The sequence below is a fragment of the Ruegeria sp. E1 genome (assembly GCF_056534225.1).
The window spans coordinates 85,514-103,274 of record NZ_JBQFPE010000016.1 but is presented as its reverse complement, the minus strand read 5'-3'; the positions used below and the strand labels follow the sequence as shown (position 1 = coordinate 103,274).

Annotated in this window: 20 protein-coding genes; 9 read left to right on the top strand and 11 right to left on the bottom strand. The window is 58.2% G+C overall.

Annotated elements, in window-relative coordinates; translation table 11 throughout:
- Window positions 1-285 (top strand): hypothetical protein (locus ACR0FG_RS18465; RefSeq protein ID WP_480894593.1); only part of this gene is annotated, 285 nt, incomplete at its 5' end.
- Window positions 286-699: 414 nt separating this feature from the next.
- Window positions 700-1,062: a YybH family protein gene (locus ACR0FG_RS18460; protein ID WP_480894591.1), complete on the top strand. Its 363-nt coding sequence runs from the start codon at window positions 700-702 to the stop codon at window positions 1,060-1,062.
- Window positions 1,063-1,397: 335 nt separating this feature from the next.
- Here the strand turns inward: ACR0FG_RS18460 and ACR0FG_RS18455 are convergent, their stop codons facing one another.
- Together ACR0FG_RS18455 and ACR0FG_RS18450 are read right to left on the bottom strand one after the other, a co-directional pair.
- Entirely contained in the window at window positions 1,398-1,979 is a 582-nt protein-coding gene (locus ACR0FG_RS18455) for a LysR substrate-binding domain-containing protein (protein WP_480894589.1), read from the bottom strand.
- Window positions 1,885-2,274: a LysR family transcriptional regulator gene (locus ACR0FG_RS18450; protein WP_480894587.1), complete on the bottom strand. Its 390-nt coding sequence runs from the start codon at window positions 2,272-2,274 to the stop codon at window positions 1,885-1,887. The genes ACR0FG_RS18455 and ACR0FG_RS18450 overlap by 95 nt, the downstream gene beginning before the upstream one ends.
- A gap of 115 nt (window positions 2,275-2,389) precedes the next feature.
- On the opposite strand from ACR0FG_RS18450, the gene ACR0FG_RS18445 reads away from it, so the two are divergent.
- Window positions 2,390-3,139 (top strand): SDR family oxidoreductase, encoded by a 750-nt coding sequence (locus ACR0FG_RS18445; protein WP_480894585.1) that lies wholly within the window; start codon window positions 2,390-2,392, stop codon window positions 3,137-3,139.
- Window positions 3,140-3,156: 17 nt separating this feature from the next.
- The gene (locus ACR0FG_RS18440; RefSeq protein WP_480894583.1) at window positions 3,157-3,546 is read left to right on the top strand and encodes an ectoine synthase; all 390 of its coding nucleotides are present in this window, start codon (window positions 3,157-3,159) and stop codon (window positions 3,544-3,546) included.
- A 67-nt stretch (window positions 3,547-3,613) separates the two neighbouring features.
- Here the strand turns inward: ACR0FG_RS18440 and ACR0FG_RS18435 are convergent, their stop codons facing one another.
- Window positions 3,614-4,588 carry a LysR family transcriptional regulator gene (locus ACR0FG_RS18435; RefSeq protein ID WP_170715538.1) on the bottom strand — a complete coding sequence of 325 codons (975 nt, stop codon included), beginning with the start codon at window positions 4,586-4,588 and terminating at the stop codon, window positions 3,614-3,616.
- A gap of 176 nt (window positions 4,589-4,764) precedes the next feature.
- Between ACR0FG_RS18435 and ACR0FG_RS18430 the strand changes: the two genes are divergently transcribed.
- The 3 genes from ACR0FG_RS18430 (at window position 4,765) to ACR0FG_RS18420 (ending at window position 7,906) form a co-directional block, all read left to right on the top strand.
- Window positions 4,765-5,760: a taurine ABC transporter substrate-binding protein gene (locus ACR0FG_RS18430; RefSeq protein WP_480894581.1), complete on the top strand. Its 996-nt coding sequence runs from the start codon at window positions 4,765-4,767 to the stop codon at window positions 5,758-5,760.
- A gap of 77 nt (window positions 5,761-5,837) precedes the next feature.
- On the top strand, window positions 5,838-6,644 hold the full coding sequence (locus tag ACR0FG_RS18425; protein ID WP_170715758.1) for an ABC transporter ATP-binding protein: 807 nt from the start codon (window positions 5,838-5,840) through the stop codon (window positions 6,642-6,644).
- Window positions 6,641-7,906 carry an ABC transporter permease subunit gene (locus ACR0FG_RS18420; protein WP_480894579.1) on the top strand — a complete coding sequence of 422 codons (1,266 nt, stop codon included), beginning with the start codon at window positions 6,641-6,643 and terminating at the stop codon, window positions 7,904-7,906. Before ACR0FG_RS18425 ends, ACR0FG_RS18420 begins: the two co-directional genes overlap by 4 nt.
- Window positions 7,907-7,971: 65 nt before the next feature.
- On the opposite strand, the gene ACR0FG_RS18415 is transcribed toward ACR0FG_RS18420, so the two are convergent.
- Entirely contained in the window at window positions 7,972-9,363 is a 1,392-nt protein-coding gene (locus ACR0FG_RS18415; RefSeq protein WP_480894577.1) for an aminotransferase family protein, read from the bottom strand.
- Window positions 9,364-9,582: 219 nt separating this feature from the next.
- Here ACR0FG_RS18415 and ACR0FG_RS18410 point away from each other — a divergent pair, with 219 nt between their 5' ends.
- Window positions 9,583-11,211, top strand: coding sequence for an acyl-CoA synthetase (locus tag ACR0FG_RS18410; RefSeq protein ID WP_480894575.1), 1,629 nt, complete (start codon window positions 9,583-9,585; stop codon window positions 11,209-11,211).
- Between the two features lie 84 nt (window positions 11,212-11,295).
- On the opposite strand, the gene ACR0FG_RS18405 is transcribed toward ACR0FG_RS18410, so the two are convergent.
- The 6 genes from ACR0FG_RS18405 to ACR0FG_RS18380 form a co-directional block, all read right to left on the bottom strand.
- On the bottom strand, window positions 11,296-11,625 hold the full coding sequence (locus ACR0FG_RS18405; RefSeq protein ID WP_480894573.1) for a DOPA 4,5-dioxygenase family protein: 330 nt from the start codon (window positions 11,623-11,625) through the stop codon (window positions 11,296-11,298).
- An 88-nt stretch (window positions 11,626-11,713) separates the two neighbouring features.
- Window positions 11,714-12,352 (bottom strand): maleylacetoacetate isomerase, encoded by a 639-nt coding sequence (maiA, locus tag ACR0FG_RS18400; protein WP_480894571.1) that lies wholly within the window; start codon window positions 12,350-12,352, stop codon window positions 11,714-11,716.
- Between the two features lie 7 nt (window positions 12,353-12,359).
- Window positions 12,360-12,902, bottom strand: a complete 543-nt coding sequence (locus tag ACR0FG_RS18395) for a VOC family protein (RefSeq protein ID WP_480894569.1) — start codon at window positions 12,900-12,902, stop codon at window positions 12,360-12,362.
- A 4-nt stretch (window positions 12,903-12,906) separates the two neighbouring features.
- Entirely contained in the window at window positions 12,907-13,104 is a 198-nt protein-coding gene (locus tag ACR0FG_RS18390) for a DUF2783 domain-containing protein (protein WP_170715557.1), read from the bottom strand.
- A 6-nt stretch (window positions 13,105-13,110) separates the two neighbouring features.
- Entirely contained in the window at window positions 13,111-14,721 is a 1,611-nt protein-coding gene (locus ACR0FG_RS18385) for an FAD-dependent oxidoreductase (protein ID WP_480894567.1), read from the bottom strand.
- A gap of 137 nt (window positions 14,722-14,858) precedes the next feature.
- Entirely contained in the window at window positions 14,859-15,809 is a 951-nt protein-coding gene (locus ACR0FG_RS18380) for an MBL fold metallo-hydrolase (protein WP_480894565.1), read from the bottom strand.
- A gap of 52 nt (window positions 15,810-15,861) precedes the next feature.
- On the opposite strand from ACR0FG_RS18380, the gene ACR0FG_RS18375 reads away from it, so the two are divergent.
- A complete protein-coding gene (locus ACR0FG_RS18375) occupies window positions 15,862-16,425 on the top strand; it encodes a DUF2585 domain-containing protein (protein ID WP_480894563.1) in 564 nt (187 codons plus the stop codon).
- Between the two features lie 21 nt (window positions 16,426-16,446).
- On the opposite strand, the gene fahA is transcribed toward ACR0FG_RS18375, so the two are convergent.
- Window positions 16,447-17,712, bottom strand: a complete 1,266-nt coding sequence (fahA, locus tag ACR0FG_RS18370; protein WP_480894561.1) for a fumarylacetoacetase — start codon at window positions 17,710-17,712, stop codon at window positions 16,447-16,449.
- Window positions 17,713-17,761 lie beyond the last annotated feature (49 nt).

Here is a 17,761-nt window from a genome sequence, read left to right as displayed (position 1 = left end):
CAGAAAATCTCAGTACAGCCCGCATCACCACAATTGAGCCGCCAGTTCAATCGCTTGTCCGAGCCTCGTCGATTTCAGGGCCTAGGTCCCACAGGGGCCACGAGCTCTTCAATCCTCAACTTGAAAAGTGAGAAAAACAAGGAACGGATCTGTCAACTCACCCATGCACAAGCCAATGAAACGAAAGTACAAACTCTGACCAATTTCAACATTACAGAAACCGATAACTCTACGTGGATGTGTGTGCTGGGTTTGCGTCTAACTGCTTCATATTTGTCCGGATAGGCCCAAAACTGCAAGGCAAGCCGCAGGCAGAGCACGCTTAGGGCGACCGGTGCCAACAGTTTGGTGGGCCATAAGGGGATGCTGATATTGAGCGAACCGTCGCGGCTCCGGAGTGGGCGCCAAAGTTGAAACTGCGCTGACCGTTTCCATTGTTTGCCGGTGCCGCGGGTGCCCCTGACGCTCAGACCTGCAATGTCCGTCAGTGATTTCGACGTGTTGCCCATACCGACAATGTTGTACCGTGGCAGCGGCGAAGGCATTGGCAGGGTCGCTTCCCATCAGGCCAAACCCTCGACGACGACCGGATGCCGGTCGCCACGTGTGGCCAGGTCTCGAACAGTCGATGACAGCGGCGCAACGAGTCGGGTCTTGTGATAGTCTGAGGGTATCAACACTAAAACTCGGGAGGGAAACATGTCTGATATCGATACCGTTAAGGCGCTTGACGCTGCAATCATCGAAGGGGTCAACGCGAAGGATGCAGCCATGGCAACAGCCCCCTACGCGGAAGATGGTGCGCTCATGCCTCCGGGGGCGCCAATGATGTCGGGTCATGCAGCCATCCGTGAATATTGGCAGGCAGCGATTGATGGCGGCCTGAGCAACGTCGTGGCCAATTTGACCCAGGTGCATATCAGCGGAGACTTCGCCGTTACCATGGGAACACTCAAGGGCTTGATGGGAGAGCAGGAACTATCGGGCAAGTACATTCTCTACTTCCGAAAGGGTGACAATGGCTGGAAAGTTCAACGCGACATCTGGAATTTCGACGCATAGGTTGCGCGAAAGGACCTGACGCGCAGCTTATTTGTCTCGCGCAAGCGGCGCGCGGGCAACGTCACCTGTGTCGGGCAACGCCCCACCTACGGCTTACGCCGGGATATTTCACGCCATGCTCTGCTATGCAGCTCGCACAGACTTGAGGTCGTCTTAGAGGAAATAACGCCCAAACAACTAATATGTCCGGTCAGGCGAGGTTGCCGCACGCGGCCTTTATGAACCGGCACGGGCACGCGCTTGACGTCAGAGCAGATCGCGCATCTTGCCAACATCGGTTTTTGCAACAAGCCGCTGATAACGGCTCTGGCGAGGCTTCGATTACATGCCAAACCTCAAATCGACAAGAGCCATTTCTTGAAAATTCTTACCGTGACACGCTCCTGATCGCCGGGACGGCAAACGAAATAAAGCCCGCGATCCAGCGGGACGTGGCTATCATCCAGGCGGATTAGCCGCCCAAGCTTTAAATCTCTTTCCGCCAACAGATGTCTGGCCAATGCCACGCCTTGCCCGTCAATCGCGGCCTCCAACAGAACCGCGCTGTCCACGTATTGGATACTCTGCGAATTGATCCGGTCAGGGTTCAGCCCGGCTTGTGCCGCCCAGCTTTCCCATCCGACGTTGAAGGCATCGTGCAATAGCGGGAGATCGACCACATCCCCGGCATTCATCGGCAACCGCAAATTTTCAACGAGCGAGGGTGCCGCCACGACAATCAGTTCCTCTTGTCTTATTTGCTCATGATAAAGCCCGTCCCAACCGGGTTCTCCAAATCGCAGCGCCACGTCGACCTCGGATCGGTCAAAATCCGCAAAGTGATCATTTGTGTCCAGCAGCAATGAGATACCGGGATGTTCCTGCTGAAACGAACTTAGCCGCGGCACAAGCCATTTGAGCGCCAGCGATGTGGACAACGATACCGTAATTGACTGGCGATGATGCTCGTTTCACCTCTATGACACCCAGCTGCAACGCAGAAAACGCCCCCCGCGTTGATTGATGCAGCCGTTCCCCCGCTTTGGTCAGTTCAACCCCGTTGGGGCGGCGATGAAAAAGCGTCACGCCAAGATGCAGTTCCAGCAGTTTTATTTGTCGGCTGATTGCCCCGTGTGTGACGTTCAGAACATCCGCCGCCTTGGTCAGGCTGGATTGGGTTGCGGCTTCGTCAAAGGCCTGAAGGGCGCGAAGGTGTCTCAGGTTTTCAGTCATGTGAGGAAAACTAACAGCAATGTGCCATAATCTCGATAGAAACCTTTAATTTAAGCGCTTTATGCTGGGCTGAACCCAATAAATCTCACACGAGGCCCCGAGGAAAGGAAGTTTGATGTCCGAGGTTAAAGTTGCGCTGATGACAGGCACGGGACAAGGCATAGGCCGAGGATGTGCCATTGAAATGGCGAAAGCTGGCTACACGGTCTCGCTGATGTCTCCGTCCAATCGCTCGGTTGAACTGGCCGAGGAGCTTGGCGGTATCGGCCGTTGCGGCTCGGTGCTGGATGTCGATGATCTGCAGGCGATGATCGATGACACCATGAGAAAATACGGGCGGATTGATGCAATCGTCAGCAATATGGGTCACGGTGGAACAGTGCCAGAAGCCATCAAGACGGTTGGCTTCGATGTTGACTTTGACGGGCCGCTTTTGGAACTCAGCGATGAATTGTGGCATGAAAGTCTGGACATGTATGTGCTGAACGTCGTCAAGATCGCCCGGATCGTCACACCCATTCTGATCGAACAAGGCGGTGGCGCATTTGTAAATATCTCATCCATGAACACAATCGAGCCGCGCGCGCCCTATCCCATGAGCATGTTGCGCGGTGCTCTGCACAGTTTCGCAAAGCTGTACGGGGATCGCTACGCCCGGCACAATATTCGCATGAACAACCTGCTGCCTGGGTTCTGCGAGAATGTGAACCTGTCTGAGCGGGCCCGTCGGGAAATCCCTGCTCAGCGACCCGCAACATTTGAGGAAATTGGGCAGGCCTGCGTATTTCTCGCCAGCGAAGGAGCCCGCTATATTAACGGCCAAAGTATATTGTCCGATGGCGGAATGAACCGCGCAGTACGATAGGAACAAGGCGGGGACGTATGATTATCACACCACTCAAAGATATCCTTGACACAGACAGGGATGTGTCCGGTCCGGGTTGGAATAGCAGAAGGTTGCTGCTTGCCTCTGATGGAATGGGGTTTTCGCTGACCGATACGATCATCAAAAAGGGTGCATTGCTTGAACTTGAATATACCCACCATTTAGAGGCGTGTTATTGCATTGAGGGTAGCGGCCGGATCAGGGCGTTTGACAATGAAACATGGCATCCCATCGAGCCATTTACCCTTTATGCCTTGGATCAGCATGACCGGCATCTGGTGCAGGCCACAGACGCTGATCTGCGGCTTGTCTGCGTTTTCAACCCACCTCTTACCGGGCGCGAAGTGCATCGCAAAGACGGAAGCTATGCACCGGCTGATCCCTGATAACTCAAGAGGTTTTGTTCCGATCCCGATATTCTGTCTTTGTCAGGAAAGCACTTTGCAGTCCATTTCACATCTGAGGATAGGAAATTGTTCGGAATTCATCTCTGAGCCATTCGAACCGGGATGTCATCGGATTTACAAAGTGCATATCCATCAGATTCTGCATCGTGTTGTGGATCAGTTTTGACGTTGTGGTCGGGTACACGTTGCTGGTGAACAGGGATACGGTGCGTACAAAGCTTTTGCCGGGGAACGGCAGGACTTTGGTGAACTCGTGATAGCGGATGGCGCGGAAATAGCTTGCCGCCGTGGTGATCGTCCAGCCGCTGGAATCCGCGACCAACCCGATGATGGACTGGTTGCATTCCAGTTCGAACTTGTTCGGCAGATTGATCTTGCTGCGGTTCAGCTGCATTTCGATAAGCTTGCCGATCGTGTGATCCCGGGAATAGCGCAGGAACGGAAGTGCTGGCTTTGCGCGGATCAGGTCCTGGATATCGCCGTCGTAATCCGGTGGCAGGACAACGATGAACGGGTCGCGCATCAGCGGGTATTCAATCAGCCCCTCGACATTCTGGGCAGGCCGGGTGGCGATGCCAGCGTCCAGTTTTTGCGCCTGCAGCTTTTCGATGATCTCGTGGCTGGGGCGGGCGAAGTGGCGGAAATTGCACCGGGGCAGGGCGGCTGACAGAAAGCTGAACATCTCGGGCGCGATCTGATTGTCGAAATCGTCAATCAGCGCCAGCCTCAGATCGGTCGCGTGTTGCCAACTGCCCGAGCGGATCTCGGCCTCGCCCCGTTTCAGGGCGGTCATGCCCTCAAAGACATGGCGGGCATAAACAACGCCTGCGGGTGTCAGCCCCATCGGGCGACGGCTGTGGTCCACCAATTCCACGCCCAGTGCCTTTTCCAGATTACGCAGGTGGTTCGATACCGTGCTGATCGACAGCCCGGATTCCGCGGAAACCCTCTGAACCGAGCCAAGTTTAGAGATCAGCTGAAACACCTCCAGCCATTTGAGACTAAGCGTTTTTCTGGTCACAACGGCACCCTCATACGCGTATGGATTCAATAAAAGCGAAACAGAGTTTCGCTTTTAGCGCAACAAAGATTTTAATTCACTCTTTCATAAGCTGGGGCTTATGATTTCCTCACCTTGCACGCGCTCGAAAAGCAAAAACCACGAGCGCTGCAGACTGATAGGGAGAATTAGTCAAAATGTCGAAAAAACATCTGCTCACAACGGTCTTCGCCGGGATTGCAGCCGTAACCGCTTCGATGGCAACAGCGGCTGACGAAATCACCGTGGCGTATTTCCTCGAATGGCCGATGCCGTTCCAATACGCCAAGGCGAACGGTACCTACGAAGACGAAATGGGCGTCAAGATCAACTGGGTGTCCTTCGATACCGGTACCGCGATGTCGGCGGCGATGGCTTCGGGTGACGTGCAGATCGCCGTTAGCCAAGGTGTTCCGCCCTTCGTGGTGGCCACGTCGGCGGGTCAGGACCTGCAGGCGGTGGACGTCGCGGTCAGCTATTCGGAAAACGACAACTGCGTTGTGGCCGAGGCGCTTGAGATCGACAAAACCAATGCGGGTGAGTTGAACGGCAAGAAGGTCGGCGTTCCGATCGGCACCGCCGCGCATTACGGTTTCCTGTCCCAGATGGAGCATTTCGGGGTCGACGTAAACTCGCTTGAAATCGTTGATATGGCACCGGCAGACGGCGCGGCGGCGTTTGCGCAGGGCAATCTGGACATGGTCTGCGGCTGGGGCGGTGCACTGCGCCGGATGCTGGAACACGGCAACATCCTGCTGACCGGAGCCGAGAAGGAAGAACTGGGCATTCTGGTCTTTGACGTCACCAGTGCCCCGACCGCGTTTATCGAGGAAGAACCCGAACTGCTGGCGAAATTCCTGAAAGTGACGGCAGATGCCAACGCGCAGTGGAATGCGGGCGACAACAAGGACGAAATGCTGGCCGTGATCGCCAAGGATGCCGGTATGGACGCCGCTGACGCCGAAGCGACCATCGCGACCTTCACCTTCCCCAGCGCCGAAGATCAGCTATCCGACAAATGGCTGGGCGGCGGCGCGCAGGAGTTCATGAAAGGTGTGGCGAACGTCTTTGTCGGCGCTGGCAGCATCGACTCGGCCCTGGATACCTATGACGGTGCAGTGAATTCCGCGCCCCTGTCCGCGGCTTCGAACTAAAGGTCCGACGCAATCTTTTTGGGGACTGGCCTGACATTCGGGCTGGTCCCCAGATGCAAAAGCAGGAAGGAAACGGAATGCCCGAGTTGGACATTATCGATCTGTCCATGCGTTTTGATTTGCCCAATGGCACGTCGGTGCAGGCACTTCAGGACGTAACGCTCAGCCTCAAGGAAGGTGAGCTTGTTTCGGTTCTGGGCCCGTCAGGATGCGGCAAGACCACATTGCTGAACATCGTCGCGGGGTTTCTCGCACCGACATCCGGGCGCGTCGAGCTGAATGGTCATGTCGTCGAAGGGCCGGACGCGGAACGCGGGATGGTGTTTCAGAAAGGCGCGCTTTTCGAATGGATGAACGTGCGTGAGAACGTGGAATTCGGACCGCGCATGAAGGGAATGCCCAAGGCGGAGCGGGACAAGATCTCGGACCACCTGCTTGAAGTCGTGGGATTGCAGGACTTCAAGGAAAAGGCGGTTTACGAATTGTCAGGCGGGATGCAGCAGCGTGTAGCGTTGGCGCGGTGTCTGGCCAACGAGCCCGACGTGATCCTGATGGACGAACCGCTGGGTGCTCTGGATGCGCTGACCCGCGAAAAGATGCAGGGTCTGGTTCTGAAACTTTGGAAGGAAACCGGCAAGACCATCATCCTCATAACTCACTCGGTCGAAGAGGCGTTGCTGCTGGGTGAGCGTCTGATCGTCATGGCCCCGCGCCCCGGGCGCATTCACAAGGAATATAACCTGCCCTTTGCCGAGCGCGGCGTAAACGCGGATCTTCGTGACGTGAAGAAATCCGAAGGCTTTGCCGAAACCCGAGACGAAATCCTGTCGATGATTTGGGAGATGGAAGAAGAAATCATGGGCCGGACGGAGCAAGCATCATGATTGTACTTCTATTCTATGTCGGTCTGTTTGGCGGCGCCTTTCTGATCGTACACCTACTGCGCAAGGGCCTGCAAAGCCGTCAGGACTTTACCAGCCTGAAAACCGTGACCTTCGGCGACGAAAGCGCGGTGCGCTCGGACCGGGCGGCGTCGATAATCTCGGTTCTGGTGATCTTTGTGATCTGGGCCGCGTTTACCGGCTCGAAACTTCTGCCTATCCATGTTCCGGGACCTTTTGTCGGGGACATGCAGTTCACCTACACGGTCGAAAGTGCGGATGGCGCAACGGACGACGCAACCGTATACGTGCGCGTTCCACCTTTTGGTGAAGATGCCGAAGACTTCGAGGTCGATGGCGGTGATGGCTTTGCCAAGGACGTCGCCTTTGCCGCGCCCAGCGGTCGGTCATCAACCATCCTGTTCGACAAGAATGATGAGGTTAAACGCAGTGACGGGGCCAAGATCGTAGCAATCAACGGCACTCGGATCGGGCCGGATGGTACGGTTGATGTCGGCAACGGCACGGTGTCTCTGACCGGCAAGGGTGCGATCAGCTTTACCCCTGCGCAGGGTCTGCAGATGAACCCCATCTGGTTGCCTGCGCCCGAAACAGTTGTGGCGCGGTTCTTTGAAATCGCCAGCGAAGGCTACCAGAACTTCTCGCTCTGGCAGCATCTGGGCTGGTCGCTGCTGCGCGTTGTCGCAGGGTTTATTGCCGGTGCGATTGTGGGCATCCCGCTTGGCTATGCCATGGGCCTGTCTGGCTGGTTCCGTGGCTGGTTCGACCCGATTGTCGAATTCATGCGACCAGTGCCGCCGCTGGCGCTAATCCCGCTGGTTATCATCTGGTTCGGCATCTGGGAGACCGGCAAGATCGTTCTGCTGTTCCTTGCCGCGCTCTGGATCATGACCATTGCGGCGCGGGCGGGTGTGTCCGGTGTGAATATCTCGAAGATTCACGCGGCCTATTCGCTGGGGGCGTCGAAATGGCAGATCATGCGGCATGTGATCGTCCCGAACTCGCTGCCCGAGATTTTCACGGGTGCGCGCGTGGCGATGGGCGTTTGCTGGGGCACGGTTGTTGCGGCCGAACTGGTCGCGGCGCAGAAGGGGGCCGGGATGATGATCATCGCGGCATCCAAGTTCCAGCTGACGGATATCGTCATCATGGGCATCGTGCTGATCGGAATCATTGGCTATGGCATCGATATCCTGATGCGCAAGGCCGAGAATATTCTGGTGCCCTGGAAAGGCCGCAGCTGATCCAGAACAAAAAAAGAAAACCCCGGGCAGCGCCCGGGGTTTTTTGTTTCTAGACCTAAGCCCGCTTAGCCGAACACACGCCCCAGTGCGCCGTCGACCGCGTCGGTGATCTGATCGATATCGTCGGCGGTCGCAATCAACGCAGGTGAGAAGCACAGCGTGTTGTTCTTGCCCGGAACCGACCGGTTGGTCACACCGATGATCACCCCCTGCGCCATGCAGTCGGCCACCACCGCCTGCGCCAGTTTCTCGTTCACTGGCTCACGGGTCGAACGGTCCGCGACCAGTTCAGCCCCAAGGAACAACCCTTTGCCGCGCACGTCGCCGATGACTTTGTGCTTTTCCATCAGCGCCTGCAGGTTGCCCATCATGCGGTCGCCCATGTCAGTGCAGTTCTGCAGCAGATTTTCATCCTCGATGATCCGCATGTTTTCTATCGCCGCTGCCGGTCCGGCGGTGCAGCCACCAAAGGTCGAGATATCGCGGAAATAGTTCATCGGGTCGTCGGCATTGTCCTTGAACATGTCAAAGATTTCTTCGGTCGTGACCATGCAGGCAATCGCCGCATAGCCCGAGGCAACACCCTTGGCCATAGTCACGAAATCGGGCTTTACACCATATTGCTGATAGCCGAACCAGGTGCCGGTACGGCCCACACCGCAGACAACCTCGTCAATATGCAGCAGGATGTCATATTTCTTGCAAATTTCTTGCACGCGCTGCCAATAGCCTTCGGGCGCTTCGATCACGCCGCCGCCTGCAGTTACCGGCTCAAGGCAGAGGGCTCCTACGGTATCGGGGCCTTCACGCAGGATGACCTCTTCGATCTGATCGGCGGCCCATTCGCCAAAGTTCTCGTCTGGCGCTCCGTCCAACTCGTGCTTGCGGTACTCCATGCAATGCGGCACGCGGATGAAATCCGGCGCAAAGGGGCCGTATTGTGCGTTGCGCTCGTCCTGACCGCCCGCCGACATCGCCGCCAAAGTCGAGCCGTGATAGTCGCGGTCGCGATACAGGATCTTGGTCTTTCTGCCGCCGTATTTCTTGTGCGCGATCTGGCGAACCATCTTGAACGCCTTCTCATTCGCCTCAGAGCCCGAGTTCATGTAATAAACCCGGCTCATCCCCGGCATCTTGCTGATCAGCTTTTCGGCAAAGATCGAACCGGGGATCGAGCCCGCAGACTGGGCGAAATAGCAAAGTTTCATCAACTGGTCATAGACCGCCTTACAGATCGATTCGCGGCCATAGCCAACGTTCACCGTCCAGACCCCACCCGATACGGCGTCCAGATGTTCCTTGCCCTTCTGATCCCAGACGCGCATGCCTTTGCCTTCGACAATTATGCGCGGGTCATTGGTTTCAAACGGTTTGTGTTGGATCAGGTGATGCCAGATATGGGCGCGGTCGGCCTCGACCACACGCGAAAGATCGTTTTCGTTGAACGTGCCGTCCATGACATGTCCTTTCAGTCAGATGCGATGTGCTGGATGCGGGAACAATCCCACAATAGCATGAATGTGCGATAGCCCAGATCACCGCGAATGGCCCTTTGACAATAGGGCCAGATCGCATGATCGCTTAGCGCCAAAACCAGCCATGCTGTATTTCTACGGGTTTGTCACGCGCCCGGGTTTGTGATCAAGTCGCGCAATCAAATATCGGGAGGATGACCAATGACAGCTTCGAATATCTACGCGCGCCATTTGGACAAATGCCCCGCGAATTACACGCCGCTGTCACCGCTCAGCTTTATTGACCGCACCGCGCAGGTCTATCCCGATTACCCTTCGGTGGTTTACGGCGACCGCCGGTATAACTGGGGCCAGACCTATGCCCGCTGTCGCCGTCTGGCCAGCGCCTTGACCGCGCGGGGTGTGGGCGTGGGGGATACGGTGTCGATCATCGCCGCCAACATCCCCGAACTGTATGAGGCGCATTTTGGCGTACCCATGGCGGGGGCGGTTCTGAACGCGATCAACACCCGGCTGGACGCGCCGATCGTCGCGTTCATTCTTAACCATGCCGAGGCAAAGGTGCTGCTGGTTGATCCTGAATTTTCCGGCGTGGTGAAAGAGGCGCTGCAGCAGGTGGATCACGACATTTTGGTCATCGATATCGAAGATCCCAGCTTTGACGGGGGCGAAAAGCTGGGCACGCTGACCTATGACGCGCTGCTGGCCGAGGGCGACCCCGAATACGCATGGTCGCTGCCTGCGGATGAATGGGACGCGATCACCCTGAACTATACCTCGGGCACAACCGGAAACCCCAAGGGGGTTGTCTATCATCACCGGGGGGCGGCGCTGAACGCCCAGTCAGACTTGTTGGACTGGGACATGCCGAAACACGCGGTTTATCTGTGGACGCTGCCGATGTTTCACTGCAATGGCTGGTGTTTCCCTTGGGCCATGGCAGCCAACGCCGGTGTGTCGGTCTGCCTGCGCGCGGTCCGGGCCGAGCCAATTTATGCCGCGTTCCGGGACGAAAAAGTGACCCATTTCTGCGGTGCGCCGATAGTTCTGAACATGCTGGCCAACGCGCCGGATGATCTCAAGGATTTCGACCACCAGATCAAGGCCATGACCGCCGGTGCCCCGCCGCCTGCCGCGGTGATTGAAAAGATGGAAGGCATGGGGGTCGAGGTCACGCATGTCTACGGTCTGACCGAAACCTACGGCCCCTCGGTGGTGTGTGCGTGGAAGGACGAATGGAACGACAAGGCAGCGCCAGAGCGTGCCGCGCTCAAAGTCCGGCAAGGCGTTCGCTATAGCGCGCTGTCCGGGCTGATGGTGGCCGACCCCGAAACGCTGGAACCAGTCCCGGCGGACGGCGAAACCATGGGTGAGATTTTCATGCAGGGCAACGTGGTGATGAAAGGCTATCTAAAAAACGCCTCAGCCACCGACGCCGCCTTTCGCGGCGGCTGGTTTGCCTCGGGTGATCTGGGTGTGATGCACCCGGACGGCTATATCGCGCTCAAGGACAGGTCCAAGGACATCATCATTTCAGGGGGCGAAAATATCTCATCCGTCGAGGTCGAGGATATCCTTTACAAACACCCCGCCGTGATGGAGGCCGCCGTGGTCGCCCGCCCCGACGAGAAATGGGGCGAAACACCCTGTGCCTTTGTTGAACTGAAACCGGACAGCACCGTGACCGAGGTCGAGATCATCACCTTTTGCCGCGATAACATGGCTCATTTCAAAGCGCCTAAAACGGTTGTGTTCGGACCACTGCCCAAAACCTCGACCGGTAAAATCCAGAAATTCAAACTCCGTGATCAGGCCCGCAGCCTGACCTAAAGCGTTCTCCCCCGCTTCTTCTGTTCAAAAATACCTCGGGGGAGTCGCAGCCTGCTGCGACGGGGGCAGAGCCCCCAATGGGTTTCAACCGAAGATCGACAAATCAAGGTCCAGCATCTCGCCCATCCAAAGCGCACGGTCTCGGTGATCGGCCAGATGATCGCCGGTATCGGGATGGGTAAAGATGGTCAGTCCCTGCCGGTTCAGCATCAGCCAGGGAATTACTTTGTCAAAGGCATCCGGGGCAAAAGCCAGCTGGCAACTCCACCGCGGATGCGGGCCGACATTGCGAGCGTGCATCCGGCCCATTTCCACCGCAAACAGGCGGGCCGCCTCTTCGCAGAGGTGTTGGGCCGTTTCCTGCGTCTCGGCATCGAAATAGACATGGGCATGATAGCCTTTGATTTCCGGCATGTTGGCCTCCGTAGGTGGGATACCGCCAACCTATGCCCGCTGATGGGATTTGCCTATCCGCGTCTGAACACAGACCCTGTGCAGGGACTTAGTTCGGGGCGTGCAGGTCCGGGTGCGCTGCGGCAAAACCCGGATGGTCCGCGCAGACGGCCTCAACCGCCAGCAGGCGCGGCAAGTCGGACAGATCGACATCCCATCGGCGGGCATTGTAAAGCTGCGGGATCAGGCAGATATCGGCCAGACCGGGCGCGTCGCCGGTGCAGAACGGTGTCTGGTCGAACCCGTCCAGCAACGCCTCAAAGGCCATTAGACCGGGGCGGATGAAATGCCGCATCCAGTCGCCGGGCATATCGTCAGCCCCGTCGCTCAGCGCAGTAGCATGGCGCGCCACCGACAGGTTGCAGACCGGGTGAATGTCCACGGCAATGCTATGCGCCAGCGCCCGCGCCGCCGCCCGGCGGGCCGGGTCCTGCGGCAGCAGGCCCAGCTGCCGGGTCTCATCCAGATAATCGAGGATCGCCAGCGACTGTGTCAGGCGCAGCCCGTCGATCTCAAGCACCGGCACCAGCCCTTGCGGATTGCGCGCCAGGTGTTCCGGCGCACGGTGGGCCCCGCTCACCAGATCGACCACCACCGGGCGATAGGGAATACCCGCCAGATTCAGCGCGATCCGAAGCCGATAGCTGGCCGAGGACCGCCAGTAGTCATAAAGAACCACATCAGACATTCAGCGCTCAGCCCTTGCTCAGTTCCTTGGCGTGCAGCCAGTCGGCGTGCTGAGGTGCCTTCTTGGTGCGCGACCATTCCTCAAGCATGTCCCATTTGACCGAATCCAGCCGGGCCAGCATGGCCTCTTCTTCCGGGTCCGGGCAAGCCAGTTCGACACGGTGCCCGTTGGGATCGAAGAAATAGATCGAATGAAAGATCGAATGATCGGTCACACCCAGAACCTCGACCCCGTTGGATTCGAGGTGATCCTTGAAGGCGATCAACGCGTCGCGATCCTTGACCTTGAAGGCGATATGCTGAACCCAGATCGGCGTATTCGGGTCGCGACCCATTTCCGGCTTGGTGGGCAGTTCGAAAAACGCCAGCACGTTGCCGTTCCCGGCATCCAGAAACAGGTGCATATAGGGATCGGGCTCATGGGTCGAGGGCACATGGTCCTCGGCAATCGCCAGAATGAAATCCATGTTCAGCATCTTGCCGTACCATTCGACGGTCTCTTTCGCGTCTTTGCAGCGATAGGCGACGTGGTGGATCTGTTCGATTTTCATGGGTCTATCCTTGCTTCAGCGCGGCTGCGTCAAGCGCCTGTCTGAGTGTGGCGTTGTCGCCAATATGGTTGGCCAGTATCAGAACCAGCCGTGCGTTCAGTGCGTCGCTGTCGGCTTGCTCAAGCCCCTCATGCGCAGCCAGAAGATCGGCATAGAAATCATCGGCGTGGTCGAAATTTGGTGACAGGATCAGATCGGCCATTGGGGGTTACTCCTTCCCTGTGGCCCGGCGAACGGCATGCCGGAATGTGTTTTCTTCGAATGAGTCACGGCGCGCCGCGACGTGCTGATCGGGCCGGATCAGATAGACGGCACTGGTCGCATCGCCCAGATAACGGCGTTTCAGCGTCAGGGTCGGGTCGTCCTTGACCGACAGGGCAAGGCGTTTGACGGTGATGCCGTCGACCTCAAGCTCATCGGGCGCATCCGCGTCGATGCTTAGCAGCGTGAACTGTCCGGCCAGTTTGGGCAGCAGGAATTCATCCCCCAACGGTGCATCCGGGCAGGGAGATCCGGGCCGCGTGCCGTCCGGGCCATTCAGCCCGTCCGCCGAGTTCAGCGGCGAGCCGTCATAGGTGCAGGGCACGCTCAACCGGCCCGAGTTCACCAGCGGGCGGGCGAAATCGTAATGCTCGCTCAGGTCCAGCACCGCGTCGCGAAAAGTGCGCGACATCTGCGATTTCGGTGTGATGAAATCGGTCGAGCGGGTCGAGTTCAGAATGTTCTCATCCGCGCCGTGGATACGTTCGATATCGTAGCTGTCCAGCAGCGATTCAGGCGCTTTGCCGTCGATCACCAGTTTCAGTTTCCAGCACAGGTTGTCGGTGTCCTGCACCCCCGAATTGGCCCCACGCGCGCCAAAGGGGCTGACCTGATGGGCGCTGTCGCCTGCAAAGATCACACGGCCATGGCGGAACTGCTCCATCCGGCGGCACTGGAAGGTATAGATGCTGACCCATTCAAGCTCGAACTGCACGTCCTCACCCAGCATCGCCTTGAGGCGGGGGATCACGTTTTCCGGGCGCTTTTCGCGTTCCTTGTCAATATCCCAGCCCAGTTGCAGATCGATGCGCCAGACGCCGTCGGGCTGTTTGTGCAGCAGTGCGGACTGGCCCTTGTTGAAGGGCGGATCGAACCAGAACCAGCGTTCCGAGGGGAAATCAGCGTCCATGATCACATCGGCGATCAGAAAGTTGTCTTCGAACACGCGGCCCACGAAATCCTTGCCCAACATGGTGCGCATCGGAGAGTTGGCACCATCGCAGGCGATGACCCAATCGGCCTCGACCGTATAGGATCCTTCGGGCGTTTCCACCTCAAGCCGGACATGATCGGGATGGGTGCCGACCGCTTCGACCTTGTTACGACCGCGGATTTCGATGGGCGCCCCTTCGGCCTGCAATTCGCGCACGCGCTCGACCAGATATTCTTCGAAATAGTATTGCTGCAGGTTGATGAAAGCCGGACGCTGATCGCCGCTGTCGGGCTGCAGGTCAAACTCATAGACCTTGCGGTCGTCGAAAAAGACCTTGCCCTTGTTCCACAGGACACCCTTGTCGACCATCGGCTGGCCACAGCCAAGACGGTCGAGGATTTCCAGCGGGCGTTTGGCAAAGCAGATGGCGCGGCTGCCGAAACTGACCTTGTCATTGTCGTCCAGCACCAGAACTTCGACCCCTTGCTGGGCCAGATCGATGGCGGCGGCCAGACCCACGGGGCCAGCCCCGATGACGATCACCTTGTGGCGCACAGGGGTCGCAGCGGTTTGGTCCGGGCTGGCCTGATAAGCATAAAGTGGAACTTCGAAGATCTTGTTCACGGTCTCTCTCCCCAATGATCTGCGCGCGGGGCGCACCTCTTCCGGTCTCCGGCGCGACACGGCCCGGAGGGTTCGTCTGATGGTCTCACTGTCAAACCCGGGCCGCGACGATCTGGATCAAGTGCAGCCCGGAATTTCTATCCCTGCAGCGCCTCCCACATCTCAAGGTCGCGCTGGGCGGTCCAGATGCGGGGGGTATCTATGCCCCGCGCCTCGTCATAGGCGCGGGCGACGTTGAACGGCAGGCAATGTTCATAGATCGCGTAGTCGGCGAATTTCGGGTCGCATTCCGCGCGCACCGCGTCCCAGGCTTCTTTCAGACTGCCTCCGCGCGCCGCAACCCTGGCTGCAGGCCGATAGGTGCTGTCAACGAAGTCGCGGGTGTTTTCTATGGCCGCGTTGACCATGTCCTTTCCGACCAGAGCGTCCCCACGTCCCGGAGCAATTGCGTCTACGTCGAACCACTTGATCTCGTCCAGGGTATCGCCCCAGTCGCTGAAGTGCCCGTCACCGCAATAACAGGCCGAATGGTATTCGACGATGTCACCCGTAAACATCACGTTCTGGTCGGGCACATGGATGACAATGTCACCGGCAGTATGCGCACGGCCCAGATGCATCAGGTCGATGCGGCGGTTGCCCAGATAAACGGTCATCGTGTCGCTGAACGTGGTGGTCGGCCATGTCAGGCCCGGGATGCTTTCATGCCCCTCAAACAGACGCGGGAAGCGCTGGAATTCACTGTCCCAGTCCTCTTGTCCGCGTTCCACAACCATGGCGCGGGCCATATCCGACATCAGGATCTGTTGCGCACCAAAGGCGCTGGCGCCCAGCACGCGCACCGCGTGATAGTGGGTCAGCGCCACATGAGTGATCGGCTTGTCCGTCACCGAGCGTACGCATTCGATCACTTTGTTCGCCAGCCGCGGGGTTGCTTGCGCTTCGACAATCATCACGCTGTCATCGCCGATGATGACACCCGAATTAGGGTCGCCTTCGGCTGTGAAGGCATACAGCCCTTCACCCACTTCGGTGAAGCTGATTTTCTTTTCGCTCATGTCCCCCTGGGACGCAAATGCCTTGGCCATATCATTGATTTCCTTACTGGACAGCGATCAACCTTGATGGTCTGGTCGCCTTATGTTTGAACGTCGATTTTTGCCTTATTGGGCAACCGCTTGTATTGTCGTGGTCTGCGCCATCATCCTGCTGTGGATGGGGCGCGAGCCGATTTGCAAATGTGGCTTTGTCAAGCTGTGGCATGGTGAAACCTATAGTTCCGAAAGCTCGCAGCACCTGACGGACTGGTACACACCCAGCCACATCATTCATGGTTTTCTGTTCTATGGCCTGCTCTGGCTGGTCGCCCGCCGCCTCGCTGTGGGCTGGCGGCTGTTCATCGCCACCCTGATCGAAATTGCGTGGGAGATTTCCGAGAATACAGACGCCGTGATCGAGCACTACCGCGCGGTTACGATCTCGCTCGATTACTATGGCGACAGTGTCGTGAACTCGATGGCCGATATTGGCGCTATGATGCTGGGATTCTGGCTGGCCCGACGTCTGCCGATCTGGGCAACGGTTGCCATCGCACTGGCGTTCGAGGTGCTGACCACCGCGCTGATCCGCGATGGCCTGACCCTGAACGTGCTGATGCTGCTTTACCCGATTGAGGCGGTAAAGGACTGGCAGAGCGCGCTCTGAATATGTGAGTGCGACCTGCACTCAGTCCCTCGCAAACGGGATTTCAAGAGCGGGCAGCACGCGGCCCACGCAATCGCCAAAGCCGATTGTATAGCCGTCGCCACGCGCATTGCCGCGCAAGGTCAGCGTGTCGCCATCTTCGATAAAGCCGCGCGTTTCACCAGTGTCCAGCGTAAAGGGCTCTCGCCCGGCCCAGCTCAGCTCCATGAGCGAGCCGAATTCTTCGCGAACGGGGCCGGATATGGTGCCCGAGCCCAGCAGATCGCCCGGGTTCATCGCGCATCCGCCGATGGCGTGGTGGCACAACTGTTCGGCGGCCGAGTAATACATCCGGTTGTAGTTGGTCCTGGCAATGACCGAGGCGGTGTCCGCCCCCTCGGGCTGCATCAGAACCTCTAGCTCGATGTCATACAGCCCGTCTTTGCTGCCGTTCAGATATGGCAGCAGTTTCTTATCGCGCGGCGGGGTGGGCGCGCGAAAGCTGTCCAGCGCGGCGGCGGTGACGATCCACGGGGAAATCGAGGTGCCGAAGGCCTTGCCCTGAAACGGGCCGAGCGGCTGGTACTCCCAGCCCTGAATGTCGCGGGCAGACCAATCGTTAAGCAGCACATAGCCAAAGATCATCGCGTCGGCCTGATCAACGGTGACGGGTTCGCCAAAAGCCGAACCGGTGCCGACGATGGCACCCATCTCAAGCTCGATATCCAGCCGTTTCGAGGGGCCAAAGGACGGCATCTCGGCATCCGGCGCCTTGGTCTGCCCGTTGGGACGGTGGATCGGTGTACCCGAAACCACAACCGACGAGGCGCGCCCGTTGTAACCGATCGGGATATGCAGCCAGTTGGCAGGCAGATCGGGAGAGCCGCGCAGGATCGCACCCATATTCTGCGCGTGCTGCTTGCCCGCATAGAAATCGGTATATTCGCTGACCGCAAACGGCATGTGCATCTCGGCATCTGCCTGCGCCACCAGCAGGGGTTCGACCTGATCACGCTCGGTCGAATCTTCGGCCAGCAGGGCGGTCAGACGCGCGCGCAGTGCGGCCCAGACGGCGGGGCCTTCTTCCATCAGTGGGTTCCAGAACGGAAAATCCAGCAAGGGCTCGTCGCCCAGATCAATCAGGCCTTCGGCCTCGGCTGCGGTGACGTCTAATATCATGTCACCGATGGCCACTCCGCAGCGCGGCTCGTCCCCGTTGGTCGAGAACACGCCGTAGGGCAGGTTGTTCAGCGGAAACGGGTGGTCGGCATCATTGGCCGAAGCCACCCAAGAGGTCTTCAAAGGCATCTTTTCTCCAAACCTTCGTCGGCGGGCCAAGATTTTTCGACGAAAAATC

Bases quoted from the DNA above. Each gene is read 5' to 3' on its own strand.
- ACR0FG_RS18450 (WP_480894587.1), bottom strand. From the start codon at position 2,274: ATGACTGAAAACCTGAGACACCTTCGCGCCCTTCAGGCCTTTGACGAA.
- ACR0FG_RS18460 (WP_480894591.1), top strand. From the start codon at position 700: ATGTCTGATATCGATACCGTTAAGGCGCTTGACGCTGCAATCATCGAA.
- ACR0FG_RS18445 (WP_480894585.1), top strand. From the start codon at position 2,390: ATGTCCGAGGTTAAAGTTGCGCTGATGACAGGCACGGGACAAGGCATA.
- ACR0FG_RS18430 (WP_480894581.1), top strand. From the start codon at position 4,765: ATGTCGAAAAAACATCTGCTCACAACGGTCTTCGCCGGGATTGCAGCC.
- ACR0FG_RS18415 (WP_480894577.1), bottom strand. From the start codon at position 9,363: ATGGACGGCACGTTCAACGAAAACGATCTTTCGCGTGTGGTCGAGGCC.
- ACR0FG_RS18440 (WP_480894583.1), top strand. From the start codon at position 3,157: ATGATTATCACACCACTCAAAGATATCCTTGACACAGACAGGGATGTG.
- ACR0FG_RS18425 (WP_170715758.1), top strand. From the start codon at position 5,838: ATGCCCGAGTTGGACATTATCGATCTGTCCATGCGTTTTGATTTGCCC.
- ACR0FG_RS18410 (WP_480894575.1), top strand. From the start codon at position 9,583: ATGACAGCTTCGAATATCTACGCGCGCCATTTGGACAAATGCCCCGCG.
- ACR0FG_RS18390 (WP_170715557.1), bottom strand. From the start codon at position 13,104: ATGGCCGATCTGATCCTGTCACCAAATTTCGACCACGCCGATGATTTC.
- maiA (WP_480894571.1), bottom strand. From the start codon at position 12,352: ATGTCTGATGTGGTTCTTTATGACTACTGGCGGTCCTCGGCCAGCTAT.
- ACR0FG_RS18405 (WP_480894573.1), bottom strand. From the start codon at position 11,625: ATGCCGGAAATCAAAGGCTATCATGCCCATGTCTATTTCGATGCCGAG.
- ACR0FG_RS18395 (WP_480894569.1), bottom strand. From the start codon at position 12,902: ATGAAAATCGAACAGATCCACCACGTCGCCTATCGCTGCAAAGACGCG.
- fahA (WP_480894561.1), bottom strand. From the start codon at position 17,712: ATGCCTTTGAAGACCTCTTGGGTGGCTTCGGCCAATGATGCCGACCAC.
- ACR0FG_RS18380 (WP_480894565.1), bottom strand. From the start codon at position 15,809: ATGGCCAAGGCATTTGCGTCCCAGGGGGACATGAGCGAAAAGAAAATC.
- ACR0FG_RS18420 (WP_480894579.1), top strand. From the start codon at position 6,641: ATGATTGTACTTCTATTCTATGTCGGTCTGTTTGGCGGCGCCTTTCTG.
- ACR0FG_RS18375 (WP_480894563.1), top strand. From the start codon at position 15,862: ATGTTTGAACGTCGATTTTTGCCTTATTGGGCAACCGCTTGTATTGTC.